Source organism: Rathayibacter sp. AY1C4, assembly GCF_002932195.1.
In the GTDB taxonomy this organism is placed as follows: domain Bacteria; phylum Actinomycetota; class Actinomycetes; order Actinomycetales; family Microbacteriaceae; genus Rathayibacter.
In genome coordinates, this window is record NZ_PSWE01000016.1 from 1 (window position 1) to 16,321 (window position 16,321).

Below are 16,321 nucleotides of genomic sequence, written 5' to 3' on the forward strand. Positions count from 1 at the left end.
GGCGCTTCTCCGGCGGCGGAGGCATGGGCTTCGGCGGCGTCCTCGCCTCCTCGATGCTCGGCACGATCGCCGGGTTCGCGATCGGCTCGGCCATCGCGGGCGCGTTCCTCCCCGACGCGGGAGGCGACTACGCCGGCGGTGACGGCGGGGGAGACGCCTCGGCCGACGGCGGAGCGGATGCGGGAGGTGCGGACGCCTCCGGTGCGGACGCCGGAGACGGCGGCGGCTGGGGCGACTCCGGCAGCGGCGACTTCGGTGGCGGAGGCGACTTCGGCGGGGGCGGCGACTTCGGAGGCGGCGACTTCGGCTTCTAGCCTCGTTGCAGAGGGCCCCCGATCACGGACAGTGGTCGGGGGCCCTCGCTCGTTCCGGGCTAGTCCTCGTCGGTCAGCATCGCCTTCACCTGGCGGCGGAGGACCTTGCCGATCATGCTCCGCGGCAGCTCGTCGACGACGGTGATCCGCTTGGGCACCTTGTAGGGGGTCAGCGCCTCCCGGACGGCCTTGCGGGCGGCTGCGACGTCGAGCTGCGCGCCCGGCTCCAGGACGACCGCCGCCGCCACGGACTCGCCGCTGCGCGGATCGGGCAGGCCGACCACCGCCACCTCCTTGATCTCGGGCAGGCGGAGCAGCACCTCCTCCACCTCGGACGGCGAGACGTTGAAGCCGCCCGTGATCACGAGCTCCTTGATCCGGTCGACGATGCGCACGAAGCCGTCCTCGTCGATCGTCGCGATGTCGCCGGTGCGGAACCAGCCGTCGCCGGTGAAGGTCGCCGCCGTCTCGTCGGGCTTGCGGTGGTAGCCCCGGAACACCTGCGGACCGCGCACGACCAGCTCGCCCTGCTCGCCGGTCGCCACCTCCGTGTCGGGATCCTCGGGGTCGACGATCCGCACGTCGGTGCCGGGCAGCGGAAGCCCGACCGTCCCGGCGCGTCGCGTCGGACCGACCGGGTTGGCCATCAGGACCGGAGAGGTCTCCGAGAGGCCGTAGCCCTCGACGAGCGTGCCTCCGGTCAGCGCCTCGAACGACTCGACCAGCGCCGGGTCGAGCGGCATCGCGCCGGAGATGGCGATCTCGATGCCGCGGAGGGAGACGCCCCGCTGCTGCGCGCTGCGCGCCAGGCGCTCCGCGATCGGCGGAACGGCCGGGAGGAAGGTGGCGGGGTGCTTCTTGACGACCTTCAGCACCAGCTCCGGGTCGAACTTCGGGAACAGCACCAGGCGCGCGCCCATGCTCATCGCGAAGGTGAGGCAGAGCGTCAGCCCGTAGGCGTGGAACATGGGGAGCACCGCGTAGACCACGCAGTCGCCGCGGCGGACCGTCGGCACCCAGGCGCGCGACTGGGCGGCGTTCGCCGTCAGGTTCGCGTGGGTCAGCTCGGCGCCCTTGGGCGTGCCGGTCGTGCCGCTCGTGTACTGGATGACCGCGAGGTCCTCCGCGACCGGGCGCGGGTGCGCCGGGTCGATCCGCCGGCGCAGCAGCGTCTCCCAGTCGATCGCGCCGCGGACCGGCCCGGTCAGCGCGGCGCGCGACTCCCGGGCCTTCTTCAGCGGCAGGCGGAGGGCTGCGCGCATCGAGGCGGGCATCGCGCGGGTGAGGTCGACGGCGACGACGGTCTCGACGCCGAGATCGGCCGGGAGGTCCTGCACCGTCGGCACGACGCGGTTCCAGGCGATCGCGACACGAGCGCCGTGGTCCTCGAACTGGTGGCGCAGCTCGCGCGGGGTGTAGAGCGGGTTGTGCTCGACCACCACGGCGCCGAGCCGGAGGACGGCGTAGAAGGCGACGACGTGCTGCGGGCAGTTCGGGAGGACGAGGGCGACAGGATCGCCCGCGCGGACGCCCAGGCGGCGGAGGCCCTCTGCGGCCCGCTCCACCTCGTCGGCGAGCTGGGAGTAGCTGGTCGAACGGCCGAAGAACTCGAGCGCGACCTGGTGGGGATACCGCTCGGCCGACTCGGTGACGATGTCGACGAGCGAGCCGGTCGGGAGCTCGAGCTCCGTCGGCACGCCGGGCGCGTAGCTGCGGATCCAGGGGCGGGGCGGGTGGGTGCTCACCCGCCCCACTCTAGGAGGAGGTGCCGGGGCTCAGGCTCCCTGAGCCACCGCGTCCTCGATCGGGGTGGGACCGGAGACGATCTCCCACGTCTTCGCGATGGAGGTCGGCTGCGCCAGGGCGGCGATCACCGTGGCGGCGACGTCCGCTCGGGGGATGCTCCCCTTCTCGACGGAGGTGCCGAGCGTGATCGTGCCGGTGCCCTCGTCGTCCGTCAGCCCGCCCGGGCGGAGGATCGTGTAGTCGAGGCCGGAGTCGCGCAGTGCCGCGTCGGCGTCGCGCTTGGCCTCGACGTAGGCCTTCCAGCCCTCCTCCGTGTCCTCGGGGAGCGGCTCGTCCACACCGATCGCGCTGACCTGCACGAAGTGCTGGACCCCGACGATCGCGGCGGCCTTCTGGCTGAGGACGGACGCCCCCAGGTCGACGGTGCGCTTGCGCTCCGGGCCCGAGTCGGGTCCGGCTCCGGCGGTGAAGACCATGCCGTCGACGTGGCCCAGCGCCTCGGCGAAGGCCTCGGGCGTCGTGTCCTCGAGGTCGTGCACGAGCGGCTCGCCGCCCAGCCGGACGATGTCCTCGGCGTGATCGGGGTTGCGGATCACTCCGACCGACTCGTGGCCGGCGTCGTAGAGCAGGTGCAGGATCTGCTGCCCCACCTTGCCGTGGGCTCCGATGACGGCGATGCGTGTCATGGACGTTCCTCTCCTCGTCGGGGCGGGTCGCCCCGTGTTCGTGGTCCACTCCATCCTGCCGCGGCGTCCCTGGACGCCCCCAGGCCTTGACGGCGTCCGGGCGCCGGGCCGTCAGGCGGCGAGGCGGTCGTCGCGTCCGGTGATGGCGAGCAGGCGGCTCTGGAGGGAGGCGGCGTCGTCGACCGGCACGGGCGCGGCGTAGAGGCCGCTCGCGCGCAGGGTCTCCTCCTGGGGTGCGAAGAGCTCCCAGACCGCTGCGACGAGCTCCTCGTCCAGCCGCTCGTCGCTGCCGGTCGCGCGGGCGAGGTCCCAGGCGTGGACGGTCACATCGGCCGTCTGCTCCTGCAGCAGCTCGACGGCGCTGACGGTGTCGCGCCCCAGCTGCACGGTCGCCGCCGGGTCGACGGTGCGGACAGCGACGCGCAGGCGGTCGGTCACGCGGCGCCACTCGCTCCTCAGATCGGTGGCGACGGACTCGAGTCGCAGCGCCGACTCGTCGCCGCCCGAGAGGAGCGTGTGCGCGCGCTGCTGCTCGCGGACGACGTGCAGCACGAGCGCGCGCGTGTCCCACTCGGTGTCGGGCGTGGGGGCCGACCAGTCCTCGACGGCGCTCAGCCGGAGCTCGAAGGCGCGGTGGGCGCGGTCCTGCAGATCGAGCCAGCGGCTCATCTCGGCGCCGGGGCCGGTCTCGGTGGCGGTGGGGGAGTCGGGCTGCTCGTGCGTCATGGTCTCTCCGGAGCGTCGTGGTGCTCGGGTCAACCGCGAGTGGTCGGCGCTCATTCCCGGCCGGCCCGCGCGCAGCGGTCGAGCGGCCGATGTCGGTGGTGCGTGCGAGCATGTCCCAGGGCGTGGGCGAGCAGGACGGAGCGGCGTGAGCAGGCAGGACGGCACGGCGTGAGCGAGCAGGACGGCACCGCGTGAGCAAGCAGGACGGCACGGGGCGGCAGGTCACGACCGAGCCCTTCGACGACCCGCGCGCGAGCATCATGCACATCGACATGGACGCGTTCTTCGCCTCCGTCGAGCTGCTCGACCGGCCGGATCTGCGCGGGAGGCCGGTCATCGTGGGGCACCACGGAGCGCGCTCCGTCGTCACAGCGGCGACCTACGAGGCGCGCCGCTACGGCGTCAACTCGGCGATGCCCATGGCGGTCGCCCTCCGCCGCTGCCCGCAGGCCGTGGTCCTCGAGCCGCACATGGAGCGCTACCGCGAGGCCTCTCGCCGCGTCATGGCGATCTTCGACTCCTTCACGCCGCTGGTCGAGCGCCTGAGCATCGACGAGGCGTTCCTCGACGTCGCGGGTGCCCGCCGCATCTCGGGCTCGCCGTTCGCGATCGGCACCGAGATCCGCCGCCGGGTGCACGCCGAGCTCGGGCTGACCTGCTCGGTCGGGATCGCCAGCACCAAGTTCGTCGCCAAGCTCGCCTCCGGCCGCTCCAAGCCCGACGGTCTGCTGGTCGTCCCCGCCGACGGCGTCCGCGAGTTCCTCGATCCGCTGCCCGTGAGCGCGCTGTGGGGAGTCGGCGCGAGCACGGAGGAGGCGCTCGTCCGCCGCGGTCTGCGCACCGTCGCCGACGTCGCGACCACCCCGCTGCCGTCGCTGGTGTCCGCCCTCGGCGAGGCGACCGGGAGGCGCCTGCACGCCCTGGCGAACGGGGTGGATCCGCGGCCGGTCGACACCCGCCAGATCGAGAAGAGCGCCGGACACGAGATCACGTTCGCCGACGACGTGGCCGACCCCGAGCTCGTCCGTCGTGAGCTGCTGCGGCTCTGCGACAAGGTCGCCGTGCGGATGCGCCGCTCGGGAGTGCGCTGCCGCACCGTCGCGGTGAAGGTGCGCTTCGGCGACTTCAGCACCCTCACCCGCTCCCGCACGCTCGTCGAGGCGACGGACGTGGCCCGGGTCCTCTACGAGGCCTCCTCCGCGCTCCTCGAGGCGGCCAACCCGATGCGGCGGCCCGTGCGGCTGATCGGCGTGCGCGGCGAGCAGCTGGTCGAGGGCGACGACGTCGCGTTCTCCCTGTGGAGCGACTCCGACGACTGGCGCGACGCGGAGCTCGCGGTCGACGGCGTGGCCGCCCGCTTCGGCTCCGGGGCCGTGCGTCCCGCCTCGCTCCTGTCCCGGTCGGCTCCCGAGTCGGCCAAGGGGATCGACCTCAGCGACACGCTCGCTACGCGGAACCGATCGTCAGACTGATCGGGCGGTGGTCGGAGCCGTTCGGCGGCAGGACCGCGACGGTCGCGGCGGTGACGCCGTCGGCGAGCGCGTGGTCGAGCGAGACGAGCGGCAGCAGGGACGGCCAGGTCGCCGGGAAGCCGACTCCGCCCGTGCGGACGAGACCCGCCTCCGCCAGCACCGGAGCGAACAGGTGGTCGTCCGTCGGCGTGTTGAAATCGCCGATGACCAGCGTCCGCTCCGACTCGTCGTCTCGGAGAGCGGTGGCGAGGTTCGAGAGCATGGTGTCCCGCTCCTCGTGGTCGCCCGGCCGGAACGAGGCCAGGTGCACCACGAACAGGCGAGCGCTGCCGACCGGCGTGTCGACGTCGACGGCGAGCGCGCGCTCCCAGCCGAGACCGAGGTCGAGCGGCTCCTCGTCGGTCAGCTCGGTCCGGCTCCAGACGCCGACGGTGCTCGAGACGGACGAGTACGGGTACTCGTCGGCCAGCTCGGCGTCGACCGCGTCCACGGCGTCTCCGTCGAGCTCCTGCAGCGCGATCACGTCGGGGCCGCGGGCGGCGAGCGAGGCGGCGAGCCCGCCGGCGTCGCCGCTCGTCTCGATGTTCTGGCTGACGACGGTGAACGAGCCGGAGCGCACGGCCGGCGCCGGCAGTGCGACCGGCAGCACCAGCACGCCGTAGACCATCGCCAGCACGGTGACCGCGGCCGCCGTCCGGCGCGACCGGAGGGCCGCCGCGGCCGCGATGAGGAGCAGCACGAGGAGCCCCGTCCAGGGGATCCCGACCTCGAGGACCGACAGCCAGCCGATCGGATCGGGCAGTGCGCGGTGGAAGGCGAGGAAGGCGGCGAGCACGAGGCTCGCGACCGCCACCGCGGCCGAGCGCACGGGGCGGCGGCGGCGGGTGCGGGCGGACATCCGTCGATCATGGCAGCAGGTCCCCGGAGGTCCATGGACGAGTCCTGTGCGCCCCGGCGGGCCGCTTGTCGCCGCGGAGAGCCGCGGAGTACCGTCGCACCATGCCCAACATCGCAGTCTCCCTGGCCGACACCGTCACCACCGCGGGTACCGCGACGATCTACGGCGAGCCCGTCACCGTCGACGGCGTCTCGCTCGTCCCCGTCGCCCTCCGCTGGTTCGGTTTCGGCGGAGGCAGCGGCTCCGAGGACGGCCAGGAGGGCGGCGGCGGAGGCGGCGGCGCCACGGTCATCCCGATCGGCGCCTACATCAAGGACGACCTCGGCCTGCGGTTCCAGCCGAACGTGATCTCGGTCCTCGCCGTCGGCATCCCCTTCGTGTGGGTGACCGGCAAGGCCCTCGCGCGCATCATCCGCGCCCTCAAGAAGTAGCCGGAGCGGCCCCGCGTCAGCTGGCGCGCTGCTGGCGCGCGGGGTACCACTTCTTCTTCGTCCGGCCGAAGCCGACGATCAGACGCTCGGCGTCGTCCGGCCGGCGGGGGTCGTAGATCACCGCGGCGGGCTCACCGGCCATCCACGCGTCCCCCCGCTTCAGCGGGTACTTCTGCGCGCGCTTCTCCACACCCTCGGCGGTCCGGTAGACGACCAGGAGCCTGCCCAGATCCCGTGCCGAATCGCGATCGCCGCGTGCCGGATCCGGCCCGACGACGCGCGCCGGCACCCGCGTGCCGTAGCTGAGCAGCTCGCGGCGGATCCGCGCACGGCGCTGCCAGAGCAGGGCCTGCAGCAGGACGATCAGCAGCACGGCCAGGACGACGACCACCGACCACGACATGACGTCTATGATTGCCGATGAACACGGGAGTCCGGTGCACCGGGCTGAGAGGAAGGCAGCAGCCTTCGACCGTCGAACCTGATCTGGGTCATGCCAGCGAAGGAACGTTTCGATCTCCTCTTACCAACCCGTGCCCTCCATTCGCTTCCACGAAAGGGCACGTCAGTGCAGAACACGAACGCGCAGAACACGAACGCGCAGAACACGAACGCGCAGAACCTCACCTCCTCCGCCCCGGCCCGGCGCGATCTGCGCTGGCGGGTCGTCGACATCGTGGTGGCGAGCGTCGTCGCCGTCGCGAGCGGGATCGTCTTCTGGGCCTGGGGCCTGGCGACGAACGTCCTCGGCCTCGCCTTCGAGTTCCTGCCCGGGCTCGGCGGGCTCCTCGGCGGCGGCTGGCTCTTCGCCGGCGTCCTCGGCGGCCTGATCATCCGCAAGCCCGGAGCCGCGCTCTACACCGAGCTGGTCGCCGCGGCCGTGTCGGCTCTGATCGGCACCCAGTGGGGCTTCACCGTGCTGATCTCCGGACTCGTGCAGGGACTCGGCGCGGAGATCGTCCTGGCGCTCTTCCTCTACCGCAGCGGCCGTCCGCTCGTCGCGATGCTGGCCGGTGCCGGTGCCGGGCTGGCCCTCGCGATCAACGACCTGCTGTCGTACTACGCCGTCAACGACGCGCTCTTCAAGACCGTCTACGTCGCCTCCTCGATCGTCTCGGGCGCGCTCCTGGCCGGGCTGCTGTCCTGGTTCGCGGTGCGGGGGCTCGCGGCCTCGGGAGCGCTGGACCGCTTCGCCTCCGGGCGCGAGGGCCGGACGGTCGAGGGAGCCGGCGCGGGCGCTCGATGAGCGGCGCTTCCGTCCGGGCGCGGGGCTGGAGCTGGCGGCACGCGGGACGCTCCCGCGACGCCCTCTCCGGCCTCGATCTCGCGCTGGAGCCGGGGGAGCGCGTGCTGCTCCTCGGCCCCTCCGGCGCGGGAAAGAGCACGCTGCTGCACGCCCTGGCCGGCGTCCTCGGCGGGGAGGAGGACGGCTCCGCGGCGGGCGAGCTCGAGATCGACGGAGCCGCGCCGCTCACCCGGCGCGGTGTCGCGGGGCTCGTGCTGCAGGATCCGGACACTCAGGCGGTCCTGGCGCGGGTCGGCGACGACGTCGCGTTCGCCTGCGAGAACCTCGGCGTGCCGCGCGAGGAGATCCCCGCGCGGGTTCGGGAGGCGCTCGGCGACGTCGGTCTCGACGTCCCGTTAAACCACTCCACCTCGGCGCTCTCGGGCGGGCAGAAGCAGAGGCTCGCCCTGGCGGGCGTGCTCGCCATGCGTCCGCGGCTCCTGCTCCTCGACGAGCCCACCGCCAACCTCGATCCGGACGGTGTACGCGAGGCGCGGGCGGCGGTGGAGCGCACGGCCGCCCGCACGGGGGCGACGCTGATCGTCGTCGAGCACCGGGTCGACGTGTGGGTCGGCCTCGTCGACCGGGTCGTGGTGCTCGGGCGGGACGGCGCGGTCGTCGCCGACGGCGCTCCAGTCGAGGTCCTCGATCGAACGCACGACGTGCTCCGCGCCTCCGGCGTCTGGCTGCCCGGTGACACCCCCGCCCGGCGCGGGGCGAGCGTGCTGCCCTCGCCCGCCGCCCTGAGCGCGCACGACCTCGCCATCGGCCGGCCCGTCCTCGGGCGCCGCCGCTCGACCATCGTGGCCTCGGGGCTCGAGCTCGCCGTCGACTCCGCGCGGGCCACGGCCGTGCTGGGACCCAACGGCGCGGGGAAGTCGACCCTCGCGCTCACGCTGGCCGGTCTCCTGCCGCCGGTCGCGGGGCGGGTGACCGCCTCCGAGTCGCTCCGCGCCGGTGCGGGCCCGGAGCCGATCCGCTGGACCTCGGCTCAGCTCGCCGGACGGATCGCGATGGTGTTCCAGGAGCCGGAGCACCAGTTCCTCACCGCTCGCGTGCGCGCCGAGCTCGCGCTGGGCGCCCGCGACGAGACGGAGCGGCATCGGGCGGAGGAGCTCCTGGAGCGCCTCGGCCTCGCGCACCTCGCCGACGCCAATCCGTTCACCCTCTCCGGAGGCGAGAAGCGGCGCCTGGCCGTCGCGTCCGCCCTCACCCGGTCGCCGTCCGTGCTCGTCCTCGACGAGCCGACGTTCGGGCAGGACCGCCTGACCTGGGAGGTGCTCGTCGACCTCCTCGCCGAGCAGCGCGACGCGGGCACGGCGGTGCTCGCCGTCACCCACGACGAGGCGCTGGTCGCCGCCCTCGCCGACTCGGTCGTCACCCTCGGCGCCCGCGAGGTGGTGTCGGGATGACGCTCCTCGACTCCGTTCCCGCGCGCAGCCGGATCGCCCGGGCCAACCCGGTGGCCAAGCTCCTCGCCAGCCTGGTCATCGCGTTCGCGCTCCTCCTCACGGTCGATGCGGTCTCCGCGGCGACGGCGCTGGCGCTCGAGCTGCTGGTTCTGCCCTTCGCGGGGCTCCGGGCGGGCGAGCTCGTGCGGCGGACGGCTCCCGTCTGGATCGCGGCTCCGCTCGCCGGCCTCTCGACTGTTCTCTACGGTCGCGACAGCGGCGCCGTCTTCGCGGAGTTCCTCATCGTCTCGGTCACGGAGGGATCCGTCGCCCTCGGGCTGGCCATCGCGCTGCGCGTCCTGGCGATCGGACTGCCGAGCGTGGTCCTCATCGCCACCACCGACCCGACGGACCTGGCGGACGGCCTCGCGCAGATCCTGCGCCTGCCCTCGCGCTTCGTGCTCGGCGCTCTCGCCGGCATGCGGCTCGTCGGTCTGCTCGTCGACGACTGGCGCACCCTGTCGATGGCCCGCCGGGCCCGTGGGGTCGCCGACGGCCGCGGGCCCGTCGAGGCGCTCCGCAGCCTCGCGGCCCGCACGTTCTCGCTGCTCGTGCTGGCCATCCGGCGGGGGAGCAGGCTCGCGACGGCGATGGAGGCGAAGGGCTTCGGCTCCGGCGTCCCGCGCACCTGGGCGCGGCAGTCGCGCCTCGGAGCCGGCGACCTCCTGCTGCTCGCGGGCGGAGTGCTGATCGCTGCCGTCGCCGTGACCGCCGCCGTCGTCACCGGCTCCTGGAGCTTCGTCCTGCATGGCTGAGCGGATCCTGCCGCTGACGGATCACACGGCGGGCGACCTCGCCCGCTCCGTGATCGCGCGGCGTCGTCGGACGGTGCTGCTGGACGGACCGAGCGGCTCCGGCAAGTCGACGTTCGCGCGCGCGCTGGTCGAGCAGCTCCGTCTCGCGCCGGCGGCACCGTCGGTCGCGCTCGTGCGGATGGACGACCTCTACCCCGGCTGGACGGGCCTGGACCGGGCGTCGCGGGAGACGGCCGGGACGCTCGTCCGCCCCCACGGCCTCGGCCTCGCGGCGCACTGGCGGCCCTGGAACTGGGCCGCGGGGACGACGGCCGGGCGCCGCGTCGTCCGCGAGACGCTTCTCGTGCTCGAGGGCTGCGGATCGGCCGGCGCCGCCGCGCGCCGCCACGCCGATCTGGTGGTCTGGCTCGAGGCCGACGACGAGGTGCGGCGCGTGCGCGCGCTCGAGCGCGACGGCGAGCTCTTCGCTCCGCACTGGGACGCCTGGGACCGCGACTTCCGCTCCTACTGCGCTCGGGAGCGGCCCCGGGAGAACGCCGACCTCGTGCTGGACACGGGCGGCGGGGGAGCGGTGCGCGGCTGAGGGGTCCCCTCCGAGCGCGGCGACGCGCGGATGCCGGTGGGGGGCTCTCCCTCGGCGGCGATCAGGCCCAGCCGAGCTCGTGCAGACGGTCGTCGTCGATGCCGTAGAAGTGCGCGATCTCGTGGACGAGGGTGACGTGGATCTCGTCGCGCAGCGCGTCCAGATCGTCGCACGCGGCGAGGTGCGGCTCGCGGAACAGCACGATGCGGTCGGGCATCTCGCCGAAGCCGTAGCGCTCGCGCTCGGTCAGGGCGACGCCGTCGTAGTAGCCGAGCAGATCCAGGGTCCCGTCCTCGGGCCGGTCCTCCACGACGAAGACGACGTTGTCGAGCCCGTCGACCATGTCGTCCGGGAGCGCGTCGAGCTCGGAGATCACCAGGGCTTCGAAGGCGTCCTCGTCCAGCTCGAGCATCCGGGACCTCTCTGCGTCGGCGATCGCTGCCGGTCGCCGGATGTGCGAAGAGGCCCGGAGTCGGAACTCCGGGCCTCTTCCGCTGCATGCACAGCCACTGGGGTGAGTAACGGGGCTCGAACCCGCGACCTCCTAGACCACAACCAGGCGCTCTGCCAACTGAGCTATACCCACCAGGAGCGTGTTCCGGCGGGGTGACCCGCCGAAGCAACTGTACGAGAGTACTACATCCGCGAGGCGAACTCGTCCACGACGGCGGCCGACACGGCCTGCACCTCGGCGGTGCTCGGCCCCGGCTGCTCCACGAATACGGCACGGCGGTAGTACTGCAGCTCTCGGATGCTCTCGAGGATGTCGGCGAGAGCGCGGTGTCCGCCGTGCTTCTTGGGCGCGTTGAAGTAGATGCGCGGGAACCAGCGCCGTGCCAGCTCCTTGATCGTGCTGACATCGACGTTGCGGTAGTGCAGGTGACCGTCGAGGCGCGGCATGAACTTCGCGAGGAAGGCGCGGTCGGTGCCGATCGAGTTGCCGGCGAGGGGGGCCTGCTGCTCCGCCGGGACGTGCTTCAGCACGTACTCCAGCACCTCGTACTCGGCCTCCGCGACGCTGACGCCGGAGGGGATCTCGACCAGCAGCCCGGAGGTCTCGTGCATCGACCGGACGAAGTCGCCCATGTTCTCGAGCGCGGTCGCGTCGGGCCGGATGACGAGGGAGAGCCCCTCGTCGAGCGGGTTCAGCTCGAAGTCGGTGACGACGACGGCGATCTCGACGAGCTCGTCGACGGAGAGGTCGAGCCCCGTCATCTCGCAGTCGATCCAGACAAGACGGTCGGGGGCGCTACTCATGCGGGGCAGTCTATCGGCGGCCGCCGACACCCGGTCCGGCCGTCCCGCTCCTCCTACACTGGACCCTCGTGATCACGCTCGCCTGCTGCCTCCTGATCGTCAACGCCGTGTGGAACGCGATCGTCTGGCCGCCCTTCCTCCGCCGCGTCCGCAAGGACCCGCGGGCGCGCGACGCGGACGGCCGCGCGACGACCTTCCTCCGCGTGCACACGGTGCTCATCGGCGTGTCGCTCGCCCTCGCCGTGGTCTCCCTGGTCGTGGGAGTGCTGGGACTCGTCCGGGGCGCCTAGGCCCCGGCGGGCGCGGCCTCTGCGCTTCGGTATCGTGGTCGCAGTCCGCCCCCGTAGCTCAGCGGATAGAGCAGGAGCCTTCTAATCTCTTGGTCGCAGGTTCGATTCCTGCCGGGGGCACCATCGGATCGGGAGCGCGCCGGTCGCCGTCCCTAGTCTTGTCCCGGTGGCGTGCGGATCAGCGTCGACGCCTCGCGCCCGTCCTTCGACCGCGTCGCGGCCTCTCCTCGGGCGGCGCTGCGCTCCTCCGAGGAGTGACGCCCGGCACCCACGGGGTTTTCCTACGCTCCGGTGACCCTCGGACGAGGACTCGCGGTCGCCCCACCAGTAACACACCGGCAAATCGGAGGCAACACCGGCGTGTTTCCCACCCGAAGTCGTTTGAGTGTCATTCAGGCACCTAGTCTTGGGGTGTCCGGAATTACAACGACGTAACGAACGGAGGTACGACCATGCTGCTCCTCGCCATCCTCGGTGGAATCGCCGTCGCGTGGACGATCGTCGCGGCGCCCCTCGCCGTACTGGTCGGCCGAGTCGCCCGTGCACGTGATGCACACAGCTAGTCAGTACACGCACCGCCCGCACCACGGAGAAGGCCCCGATCGCACTCGCGATCGGGGCCTTCTTCTCGTGGTCGGGAGCACTCAGACCGAGCTGCGCTCCTGGCCTCGGTCGTCGTCCGAGGCGGACCGCTCGAACCGGGCCTCGTCCGCCCGGACGACCGCCTCGTCGTCGGCCGGCACGTCGTCGCGGTCTCCGTCGGCCGGAGCCGACGGCGTCGCGTCGTGCTCCGCGTCCGGCTGCGGCTCGGCGGCAGGAGCCGAGCGCTGCGGGTCGACGGGCGGCAGCTCCTCCACGGGACGCTCGCGCGACGGCACCTCCAGGCGGTCGACGTCGGCGAGCAGGCGGCGGGTCTCCTCCTGCGAGGCGTCCCCGGCCGACGCGGGGAGGACGATCGTGGGCGTCTGCGGGGCTGCAGAGCCGGAGGCGGAGCCCGCGCCGACGACGACCGGTGCGACGGCGGTCGGTGCGGCGGCCGGGGGAGCGGTGCGCTGGGGAGCGGCGTCGGCGGTGCTCGCGGCCCGATCGGACGACGGAGCGGACTCGGCGGAGCGGTCTCGACCCGTCTCCGAGAAGCGCCAGCGCTCGAGGTCGGCGAGGAAGGCCTTCCGGGCGCGCCCGGGCTTGTCCCGCCACTGCACGAGGCGGTCGCGGAACTCGCCCACGCTCGCCTGCGTCTGGTAGCCGCCGGTGCTCGACGTGTGCTTCAGCTCGGCGAGCTCGTGAGCGGCCCAGTTGGCCGCGACGCCGGAGCCCTTGACGGGCAGGAGGCGCAGGTGCGTCTCGGCCTGCGCGGACGCGCGGTCGCTGAGGACGCGCTCCGGGCTGCTGAGGACGTTCCAGGCCGAGGCGTCGACCGCGGCGTCGACGAGCGTCGCGATGACCGCGTTCTTCCGCTCGTGATCCTGCTGACGGATGAGGCGCGCGATGGACGCTCGGAAGACAGAGGCGATCACGATCGCTCCGACCACCACGGCCAGCAGGACCACAGCGGCCGTGAAGACCGCCTGGTGTCCGTCGCTCGTGCGGATCCAGGACATGAACTCGTTCCACCACTGCATGGGGCGAACGCTATCCGGGGCGGTCGCCGCGGCCCGGTCGGCACGCCGCCGACCGGGCGGATCGGCGCGTCAGGCGACGCGGAAGACCTCGATCGCGTCGTCGACGCTCCAGAACTCGCCGAGCTCGGCGCCGGCGGGCATGCCCGCCCGCAGCAGCCGGGCGCGGTACCGCTCGCCGAGCGGATCCTCGACCAGCTCGATGTGACCGACCACGGCGCCCGAGCCGGTGCTCACGCGCCACAGCCGGGCGTTGACCCGGGTGAGCGTCGGCGGGGTGCGGGTGGCGTGCAGCGTGGACAGGGACATCGGTTCCTCCTGCTCGAGTCTCGGAGCACCCACCGGCCGAGTGCTGTCGCAGACTACGGCCGACCACCGACATCCCCGCCGGGGCGTCAGCGCAGGGTCGTGCCGTGCACCGCGAACTCCTCGATCGCGTCGATCTCCTCCTGCGAGAGGGGGCCGGCGTCCAGCGCGGCGACGTTCTGCTCGAGCTGCGCGACGCTCGACGCGCCGATGATGGCGCTCGTGACGGTGGGCACCCGGAGCACCCAGCTCAGGGCGAGCTGGGCCAGCGACTGGCCGCGCTGCTGCGCGATCGCGTTCAGGCCGCGGGCGCGCGTCAGGTACGCCTCGTCGATCCGGTCGGAGGAGAGGAAGCGCGACGTCGCCGCACGGGACCCCTCCGGCACGGTGCCGTCGAGGTAGCGGTCCGTCAGGAGCCCCTGCGCCAGCGGCGAGAAGACGATGCAGCCGGTGCCGAGCTCGTCGAGCACGGGGAAGAGGCCGTCCTCGGGTCCGCGGTCGAAGAGCGAGTAGCGGGGCTGGTGCAGGAGGAGCGGGACTCCGCTGCCCGCCAGTGCCGCCTGCGCGGCCCGGGTCTGCTCGGGCGAGTAGTTCGAGATGCCGGCGTAGAGCGCCTTGCCCGACTCCACCGCCGAGACGAGAGCGCCCATGGTCTCCTCGATCGGAGTCTCCGGGTCCGGACGGTGCGAGTAGAAGACGTCCACGTAGTCGACGCCGATCCGCTGCAGGCTCTGGTCGAGCGAGGAGAGCAGGTACTTGCGCGAGCCGCCGTCCCCGTACGGGCCGGGCCACATGTCGTATCCGGCCTTGGACGAGATGACGATCTCGTCTCGGTACGGGCGGAGGTCCTCCGCGAGGATGCGGCCGAAGGCCGTCTCGGCGGCGCCGTAGGGCGGTCCGTAGTTGTTCGCGAGGTCGAAGTGGGTGACGCCCAGGTCGAACGCGCGGCGGAGGATCGCGCGCTGCGTGTCGAGGGAGCGGTCGGATCCGAAGTTGTGCCAGAGGCCCAGCGACAGGGCGGGCAGCAGCAGGCCGCTCCGTCCTGTGCGTCGGTAGTCCATGCGGTCGTAGCGGGCGGGGGCGGCGTCGTAGCTCACGGCGCGACTCTATTGCAGGGGGCGGATCCGCGGAATGCAGGAGGTGGTGAGCGTGTTGGACCGACTGACGCCTCCGGCACCCCGGACGCGTCGACGCGACAGGAAGTGAGTCACACGCAATGCGCACATTCGTACTCGCCGGAGGATGCTTCTGGTGTCTGGACGCCGTCTACCGCGTCCTCGACGGCGTGACCGACGTCGTCTCCGGCTACACCGGCGGCCGCACGACCGAGCCCGACTACGAGGACGTCTGCTCCGGGCGCACCGGCCACGCCGAGGCCGTCGCCGTCACCTTCGACCCCGAGGTCATCCCCGAGCAGGTCGTCCTCGACGTCTTCTTCACCCTTCACGATCCGCGACAGCTGAACCGCCAGGGCAACGACGTCGGCACGCAGTACCGCTCGGCGATGTTCTACTCCTCCGACGAGGAGAAGGAGCTGTTCGAGACCGCGCGCGACCGTGCGTCCGAGTGGTGGGACGGCCCGATCGTCACCGAGATCTCGCCGCTGGGCGTCTACTACCCCGCCGAGGACTACCACCAGGACTTCTTCGCGAAGAACCCGGGCCAGGGCTACTGCATGGCGGTCGCACTGCCCAAGGTGAACAAGATCCGCAAGTCCTACTCGAGGTACATCACCGCGTCGTAACGCTCCTCCACAGGGGACGATCCGCTCGTCCTCTCCCCAGAAGGGCCCGCCTCCACCTCGGAGGCGGGCCCTTCGTCGCGACACTGGCACTGCGGCGCCCGAGCGGTACCAGCCCCCTCCGCCCGGGCGCCGTGCCCGTCGCAGCCGTGGCGGGGCAGGAGTAGAGAGGACACGACCATGACCGACACGCTGACCGTCATCGGGACCATCGGCACCGAGCCCCGGAGCATCGACACCTCCAGCGGCACCGCGATGACCAGCTTCCGGCTCGCCTCGACGCAGCGGCGCTACGACCGCTCGGAGCAGCGCTGGGTCGACGTCTCGACCAACTGGTACACCGTCACCGCGTTCAACGGCCTGGCCGGCAACGCGCTGTCCTCCCTGTCGCGCGGCGACCGGATCCTGGTCACCGGGCGGCTCGGGGTGAGGGCCTGGGAGGCGGGAGGCAAGGCCGGTACCGATGTGGTCCTCACGGCAGAGGGCATCGGGCACGACCTCGCCTGGGGGACCAGCAGCTTCACGAAGACCGTCGGGCGCGCCTCTGCTCCCGCCCCTGCCGCCGAGCCCGCGTGGAGCGAGGAGGCGCCGCGCGAGGGCGCCGCGGCGGGGGACTGGGGCGCGTCGGGCCTTGACCGCGGTGATGCCGCGCCAGAGCCGCCGGTGGCGGCGGGCGTCGGCGGAGGCCCTCCCGGTCTCTCGGTAGGATCCGGGGAGACCCCGTTCTGATCCGGGGGACCGGAGCGAGAGCCGTCCCGGTC

General features: G+C 72.8%; 19 protein-coding genes, 2 tRNA genes, 1 pseudogene and 1 riboswitch. Of the genes and pseudogenes, 11 read left to right on the top strand and 11 right to left on the bottom strand.

The annotated features are described in order from the left end of the window. A pseudogene (locus tag C5C99_RS09570) lies at positions 1 to 314 on the top strand (hypothetical protein); the annotation flags it as partial. A gap of 59 nt (positions 315 to 373) precedes the next feature. On the opposite strand, the gene C5C99_RS09575 reads toward C5C99_RS09570, so the two are convergent. From C5C99_RS09575 to C5C99_RS09585, 3 genes are all read right to left on the bottom strand, one after another. Further along, positions 374 to 2,059: a long-chain-fatty-acid--CoA ligase gene (locus C5C99_RS09575; protein WP_104261291.1), complete on the bottom strand. Its 1,686-nt coding sequence runs from the start codon at positions 2,057 to 2,059 to the stop codon at positions 374 to 376. Positions 2,060 to 2,089: 30 nt separating this feature from the next. Then, the gene (locus tag C5C99_RS09580) at positions 2,090 to 2,746 is read right to left on the bottom strand and encodes an SDR family oxidoreductase (RefSeq protein WP_104223727.1); all 657 of its coding nucleotides are present in this window, start codon (positions 2,744 to 2,746) and stop codon (positions 2,090 to 2,092) included. Positions 2,747 to 2,857: 111 nt separating this feature from the next. After that, positions 2,858 to 3,472, bottom strand: coding sequence for a TIGR03086 family metal-binding protein (locus C5C99_RS09585; protein WP_258059445.1), 615 nt, complete (start codon positions 3,470 to 3,472; stop codon positions 2,858 to 2,860). Positions 3,473 to 3,663: 191 nt separating this feature from the next. On the opposite strand from C5C99_RS09585, the gene dinB reads away from it, so the two are divergent. Beyond that, positions 3,664 to 4,944: a DNA polymerase IV gene (gene dinB, locus C5C99_RS09590; protein ID WP_104223726.1), complete on the top strand. Its 1,281-nt coding sequence runs from the start codon at positions 3,664 to 3,666 to the stop codon at positions 4,942 to 4,944. Here the strand turns inward: dinB and C5C99_RS09595 are convergent. Continuing rightward, entirely contained in the window at positions 4,919 to 5,842 is a 924-nt protein-coding gene (locus C5C99_RS09595; protein ID WP_104250548.1) for an endonuclease/exonuclease/phosphatase family protein, read from the bottom strand. The genes dinB and C5C99_RS09595 overlap by 26 nt on opposite strands. 101 nt (positions 5,843 to 5,943) lie before the next feature. Between C5C99_RS09595 and C5C99_RS09600 the strand changes: the two genes are divergently transcribed. Then, a complete protein-coding gene (locus tag C5C99_RS09600) occupies positions 5,944 to 6,273 on the top strand; it encodes a hypothetical protein (protein WP_104223724.1) in 330 nt (109 codons plus the stop codon). A 16-nt stretch (positions 6,274 to 6,289) separates the two neighbouring features. On the opposite strand, the gene C5C99_RS09605 is transcribed toward C5C99_RS09600, so the two are convergent. Then, complete coding sequence (locus tag C5C99_RS09605; RefSeq protein WP_104223723.1) at positions 6,290 to 6,676, bottom strand: DUF3592 domain-containing protein; 387 nt, start codon at positions 6,674 to 6,676, stop codon at positions 6,290 to 6,292. 14 nt (positions 6,677 to 6,690) lie between these two features. Then, a riboswitch (TPP riboswitch) is annotated at positions 6,691 to 6,798 on the top strand. A 43-nt stretch (positions 6,799 to 6,841) separates the two neighbouring features. Here C5C99_RS09605 and C5C99_RS09610 point away from each other — a divergent pair. From C5C99_RS09610 to C5C99_RS09625, 4 genes are read left to right on the top strand one after another with little or no spacing between them, the layout of a single operon-like run. Next, positions 6,842 to 7,519, top strand: coding sequence for an ECF transporter S component (locus C5C99_RS09610; protein ID WP_104223722.1), 678 nt, complete (start codon positions 6,842 to 6,844; stop codon positions 7,517 to 7,519). After that, complete coding sequence (locus tag C5C99_RS09615) at positions 7,516 to 8,970, top strand: ABC transporter ATP-binding protein (protein WP_104340012.1); 1,455 nt, start codon at positions 7,516 to 7,518, stop codon at positions 8,968 to 8,970. Before C5C99_RS09610 ends, C5C99_RS09615 begins: the two co-directional genes overlap by 4 nt. After that, positions 8,967 to 9,764 carry an energy-coupling factor transporter transmembrane protein EcfT gene (locus C5C99_RS09620; protein WP_104232521.1) on the top strand — a complete coding sequence of 266 codons (798 nt, stop codon included), beginning with the start codon at positions 8,967 to 8,969 and terminating at the stop codon, positions 9,762 to 9,764. Before C5C99_RS09615 ends, C5C99_RS09620 begins: the two co-directional genes overlap by 4 nt. Continuing rightward, complete coding sequence (locus C5C99_RS09625; RefSeq protein WP_219813621.1) at positions 9,757 to 10,347, top strand: AAA family ATPase; 591 nt, start codon at positions 9,757 to 9,759, stop codon at positions 10,345 to 10,347. The genes C5C99_RS09620 and C5C99_RS09625 overlap by 8 nt, the downstream gene beginning before the upstream one ends. Positions 10,348 to 10,408: 61 nt before the next feature. On the opposite strand, the gene C5C99_RS09630 is transcribed toward C5C99_RS09625, so the two are convergent. The 3 genes from C5C99_RS09630 to orn all read right to left on the bottom strand — a co-directional run bounded on the left by C5C99_RS09630 (position 10,409) and on the right by orn (position 11,604). Beyond that, positions 10,409 to 10,759, bottom strand: coding sequence for a metallopeptidase family protein (locus C5C99_RS09630; RefSeq protein WP_104223719.1), 351 nt, complete (start codon positions 10,757 to 10,759; stop codon positions 10,409 to 10,411). A gap of 98 nt (positions 10,760 to 10,857) precedes the next feature. Then, positions 10,858 to 10,933 (bottom strand) — tRNA-His (locus tag C5C99_RS09635). 50 nt (positions 10,934 to 10,983) lie between these two features. Beyond that, positions 10,984 to 11,604, bottom strand: a complete 621-nt coding sequence (orn, locus tag C5C99_RS09640; RefSeq protein WP_104223718.1) for an oligoribonuclease — start codon at positions 11,602 to 11,604, stop codon at positions 10,984 to 10,986. A gap of 68 nt (positions 11,605 to 11,672) precedes the next feature. Between orn and C5C99_RS09645 the strand changes: the two genes are divergently transcribed. Further along, positions 11,673 to 11,894, top strand: a complete 222-nt coding sequence (locus C5C99_RS09645) for an SCO4848 family membrane protein (protein ID WP_104223717.1) — start codon at positions 11,673 to 11,675, stop codon at positions 11,892 to 11,894. Between the two features lie 47 nt (positions 11,895 to 11,941). Continuing rightward, positions 11,942 to 12,017: transfer RNA gene (locus C5C99_RS09650), tRNA-Arg, on the top strand. Between the two features lie 521 nt (positions 12,018 to 12,538). Here C5C99_RS09650 and C5C99_RS09655 read toward each other — a convergent pair. The 3 genes from C5C99_RS09655 to C5C99_RS09665 all read right to left on the bottom strand — a co-directional run bounded on the left by C5C99_RS09655 (position 12,539) and on the right by C5C99_RS09665 (position 14,916). Next, on the bottom strand, positions 12,539 to 13,516 hold the full coding sequence (locus tag C5C99_RS09655; protein WP_104340013.1) for a hypothetical protein: 978 nt from the start codon (positions 13,514 to 13,516) through the stop codon (positions 12,539 to 12,541). A 69-nt stretch (positions 13,517 to 13,585) separates the two neighbouring features. Continuing rightward, positions 13,586 to 13,822, bottom strand: a complete 237-nt coding sequence (locus C5C99_RS09660) for a hypothetical protein (RefSeq protein ID WP_104223715.1) — start codon at positions 13,820 to 13,822, stop codon at positions 13,586 to 13,588. Between the two features lie 86 nt (positions 13,823 to 13,908). Then, entirely contained in the window at positions 13,909 to 14,916 is a 1,008-nt protein-coding gene (locus C5C99_RS09665; protein WP_104223714.1) for an aldo/keto reductase, read from the bottom strand. Between the two features lie 119 nt (positions 14,917 to 15,035). Here C5C99_RS09665 and msrA point away from each other — a divergent pair, with 119 nt between their 5' ends. Together msrA and C5C99_RS09675 are read left to right on the top strand one after the other, a co-directional pair. After that, a complete protein-coding gene (gene msrA / locus C5C99_RS09670) occupies positions 15,036 to 15,563 on the top strand; it encodes a peptide-methionine (S)-S-oxide reductase MsrA (RefSeq protein ID WP_104223713.1) in 528 nt (175 codons plus the stop codon). A 177-nt stretch (positions 15,564 to 15,740) separates the two neighbouring features. Continuing rightward, positions 15,741 to 16,289, top strand: a complete 549-nt coding sequence (locus C5C99_RS09675) for a single-stranded DNA-binding protein (RefSeq protein ID WP_104297372.1) — start codon at positions 15,741 to 15,743, stop codon at positions 16,287 to 16,289. Positions 16,290 to 16,321: the final 32 nt, after the last annotated feature.

Bases quoted from the DNA above. Each gene is read 5' to 3' on its own strand.
- C5C99_RS09580 (WP_104223727.1), bottom strand. From the start codon at position 2,746: ATGACACGCATCGCCGTCATCGGAGCCCACGGCAAGGTGGGGCAGCAG.
- C5C99_RS09585 (WP_258059445.1), bottom strand. From the start codon at position 3,472: ATGACGCACGAGCAGCCCGACTCCCCCACCGCCACCGAGACCGGCCCC.
- C5C99_RS09595 (WP_104250548.1), bottom strand. From the start codon at position 5,842: ATGTCCGCCCGCACCCGCCGCCGCCGCCCCGTGCGCTCGGCCGCGGTG.
- C5C99_RS09600 (WP_104223724.1), top strand. From the start codon at position 5,944: ATGCCCAACATCGCAGTCTCCCTGGCCGACACCGTCACCACCGCGGGT.
- C5C99_RS09605 (WP_104223723.1), bottom strand. From the start codon at position 6,676: ATGTCGTGGTCGGTGGTCGTCGTCCTGGCCGTGCTGCTGATCGTCCTG.
- C5C99_RS09615 (WP_104340012.1), top strand. From the start codon at position 7,516: ATGAGCGGCGCTTCCGTCCGGGCGCGGGGCTGGAGCTGGCGGCACGCG.
- C5C99_RS09620 (WP_104232521.1), top strand. From the start codon at position 8,967: ATGACGCTCCTCGACTCCGTTCCCGCGCGCAGCCGGATCGCCCGGGCC.
- C5C99_RS09625 (WP_219813621.1), top strand. From the start codon at position 9,757: ATGGCTGAGCGGATCCTGCCGCTGACGGATCACACGGCGGGCGACCTC.
- C5C99_RS09630 (WP_104223719.1), bottom strand. From the start codon at position 10,759: ATGCTCGAGCTGGACGAGGACGCCTTCGAAGCCCTGGTGATCTCCGAG.
- orn (WP_104223718.1), bottom strand. From the start codon at position 11,604: ATGAGTAGCGCCCCCGACCGTCTTGTCTGGATCGACTGCGAGATGACG.
- C5C99_RS09655 (WP_104340013.1), bottom strand. From the start codon at position 13,516: ATGCAGTGGTGGAACGAGTTCATGTCCTGGATCCGCACGAGCGACGGA.
- C5C99_RS09660 (WP_104223715.1), bottom strand. From the start codon at position 13,822: ATGTCCCTGTCCACGCTGCACGCCACCCGCACCCCGCCGACGCTCACC.
- msrA (WP_104223713.1), top strand. From the start codon at position 15,036: ATGCGCACATTCGTACTCGCCGGAGGATGCTTCTGGTGTCTGGACGCC.
- C5C99_RS09675 (WP_104297372.1), top strand. From the start codon at position 15,741: ATGACCGACACGCTGACCGTCATCGGGACCATCGGCACCGAGCCCCGG.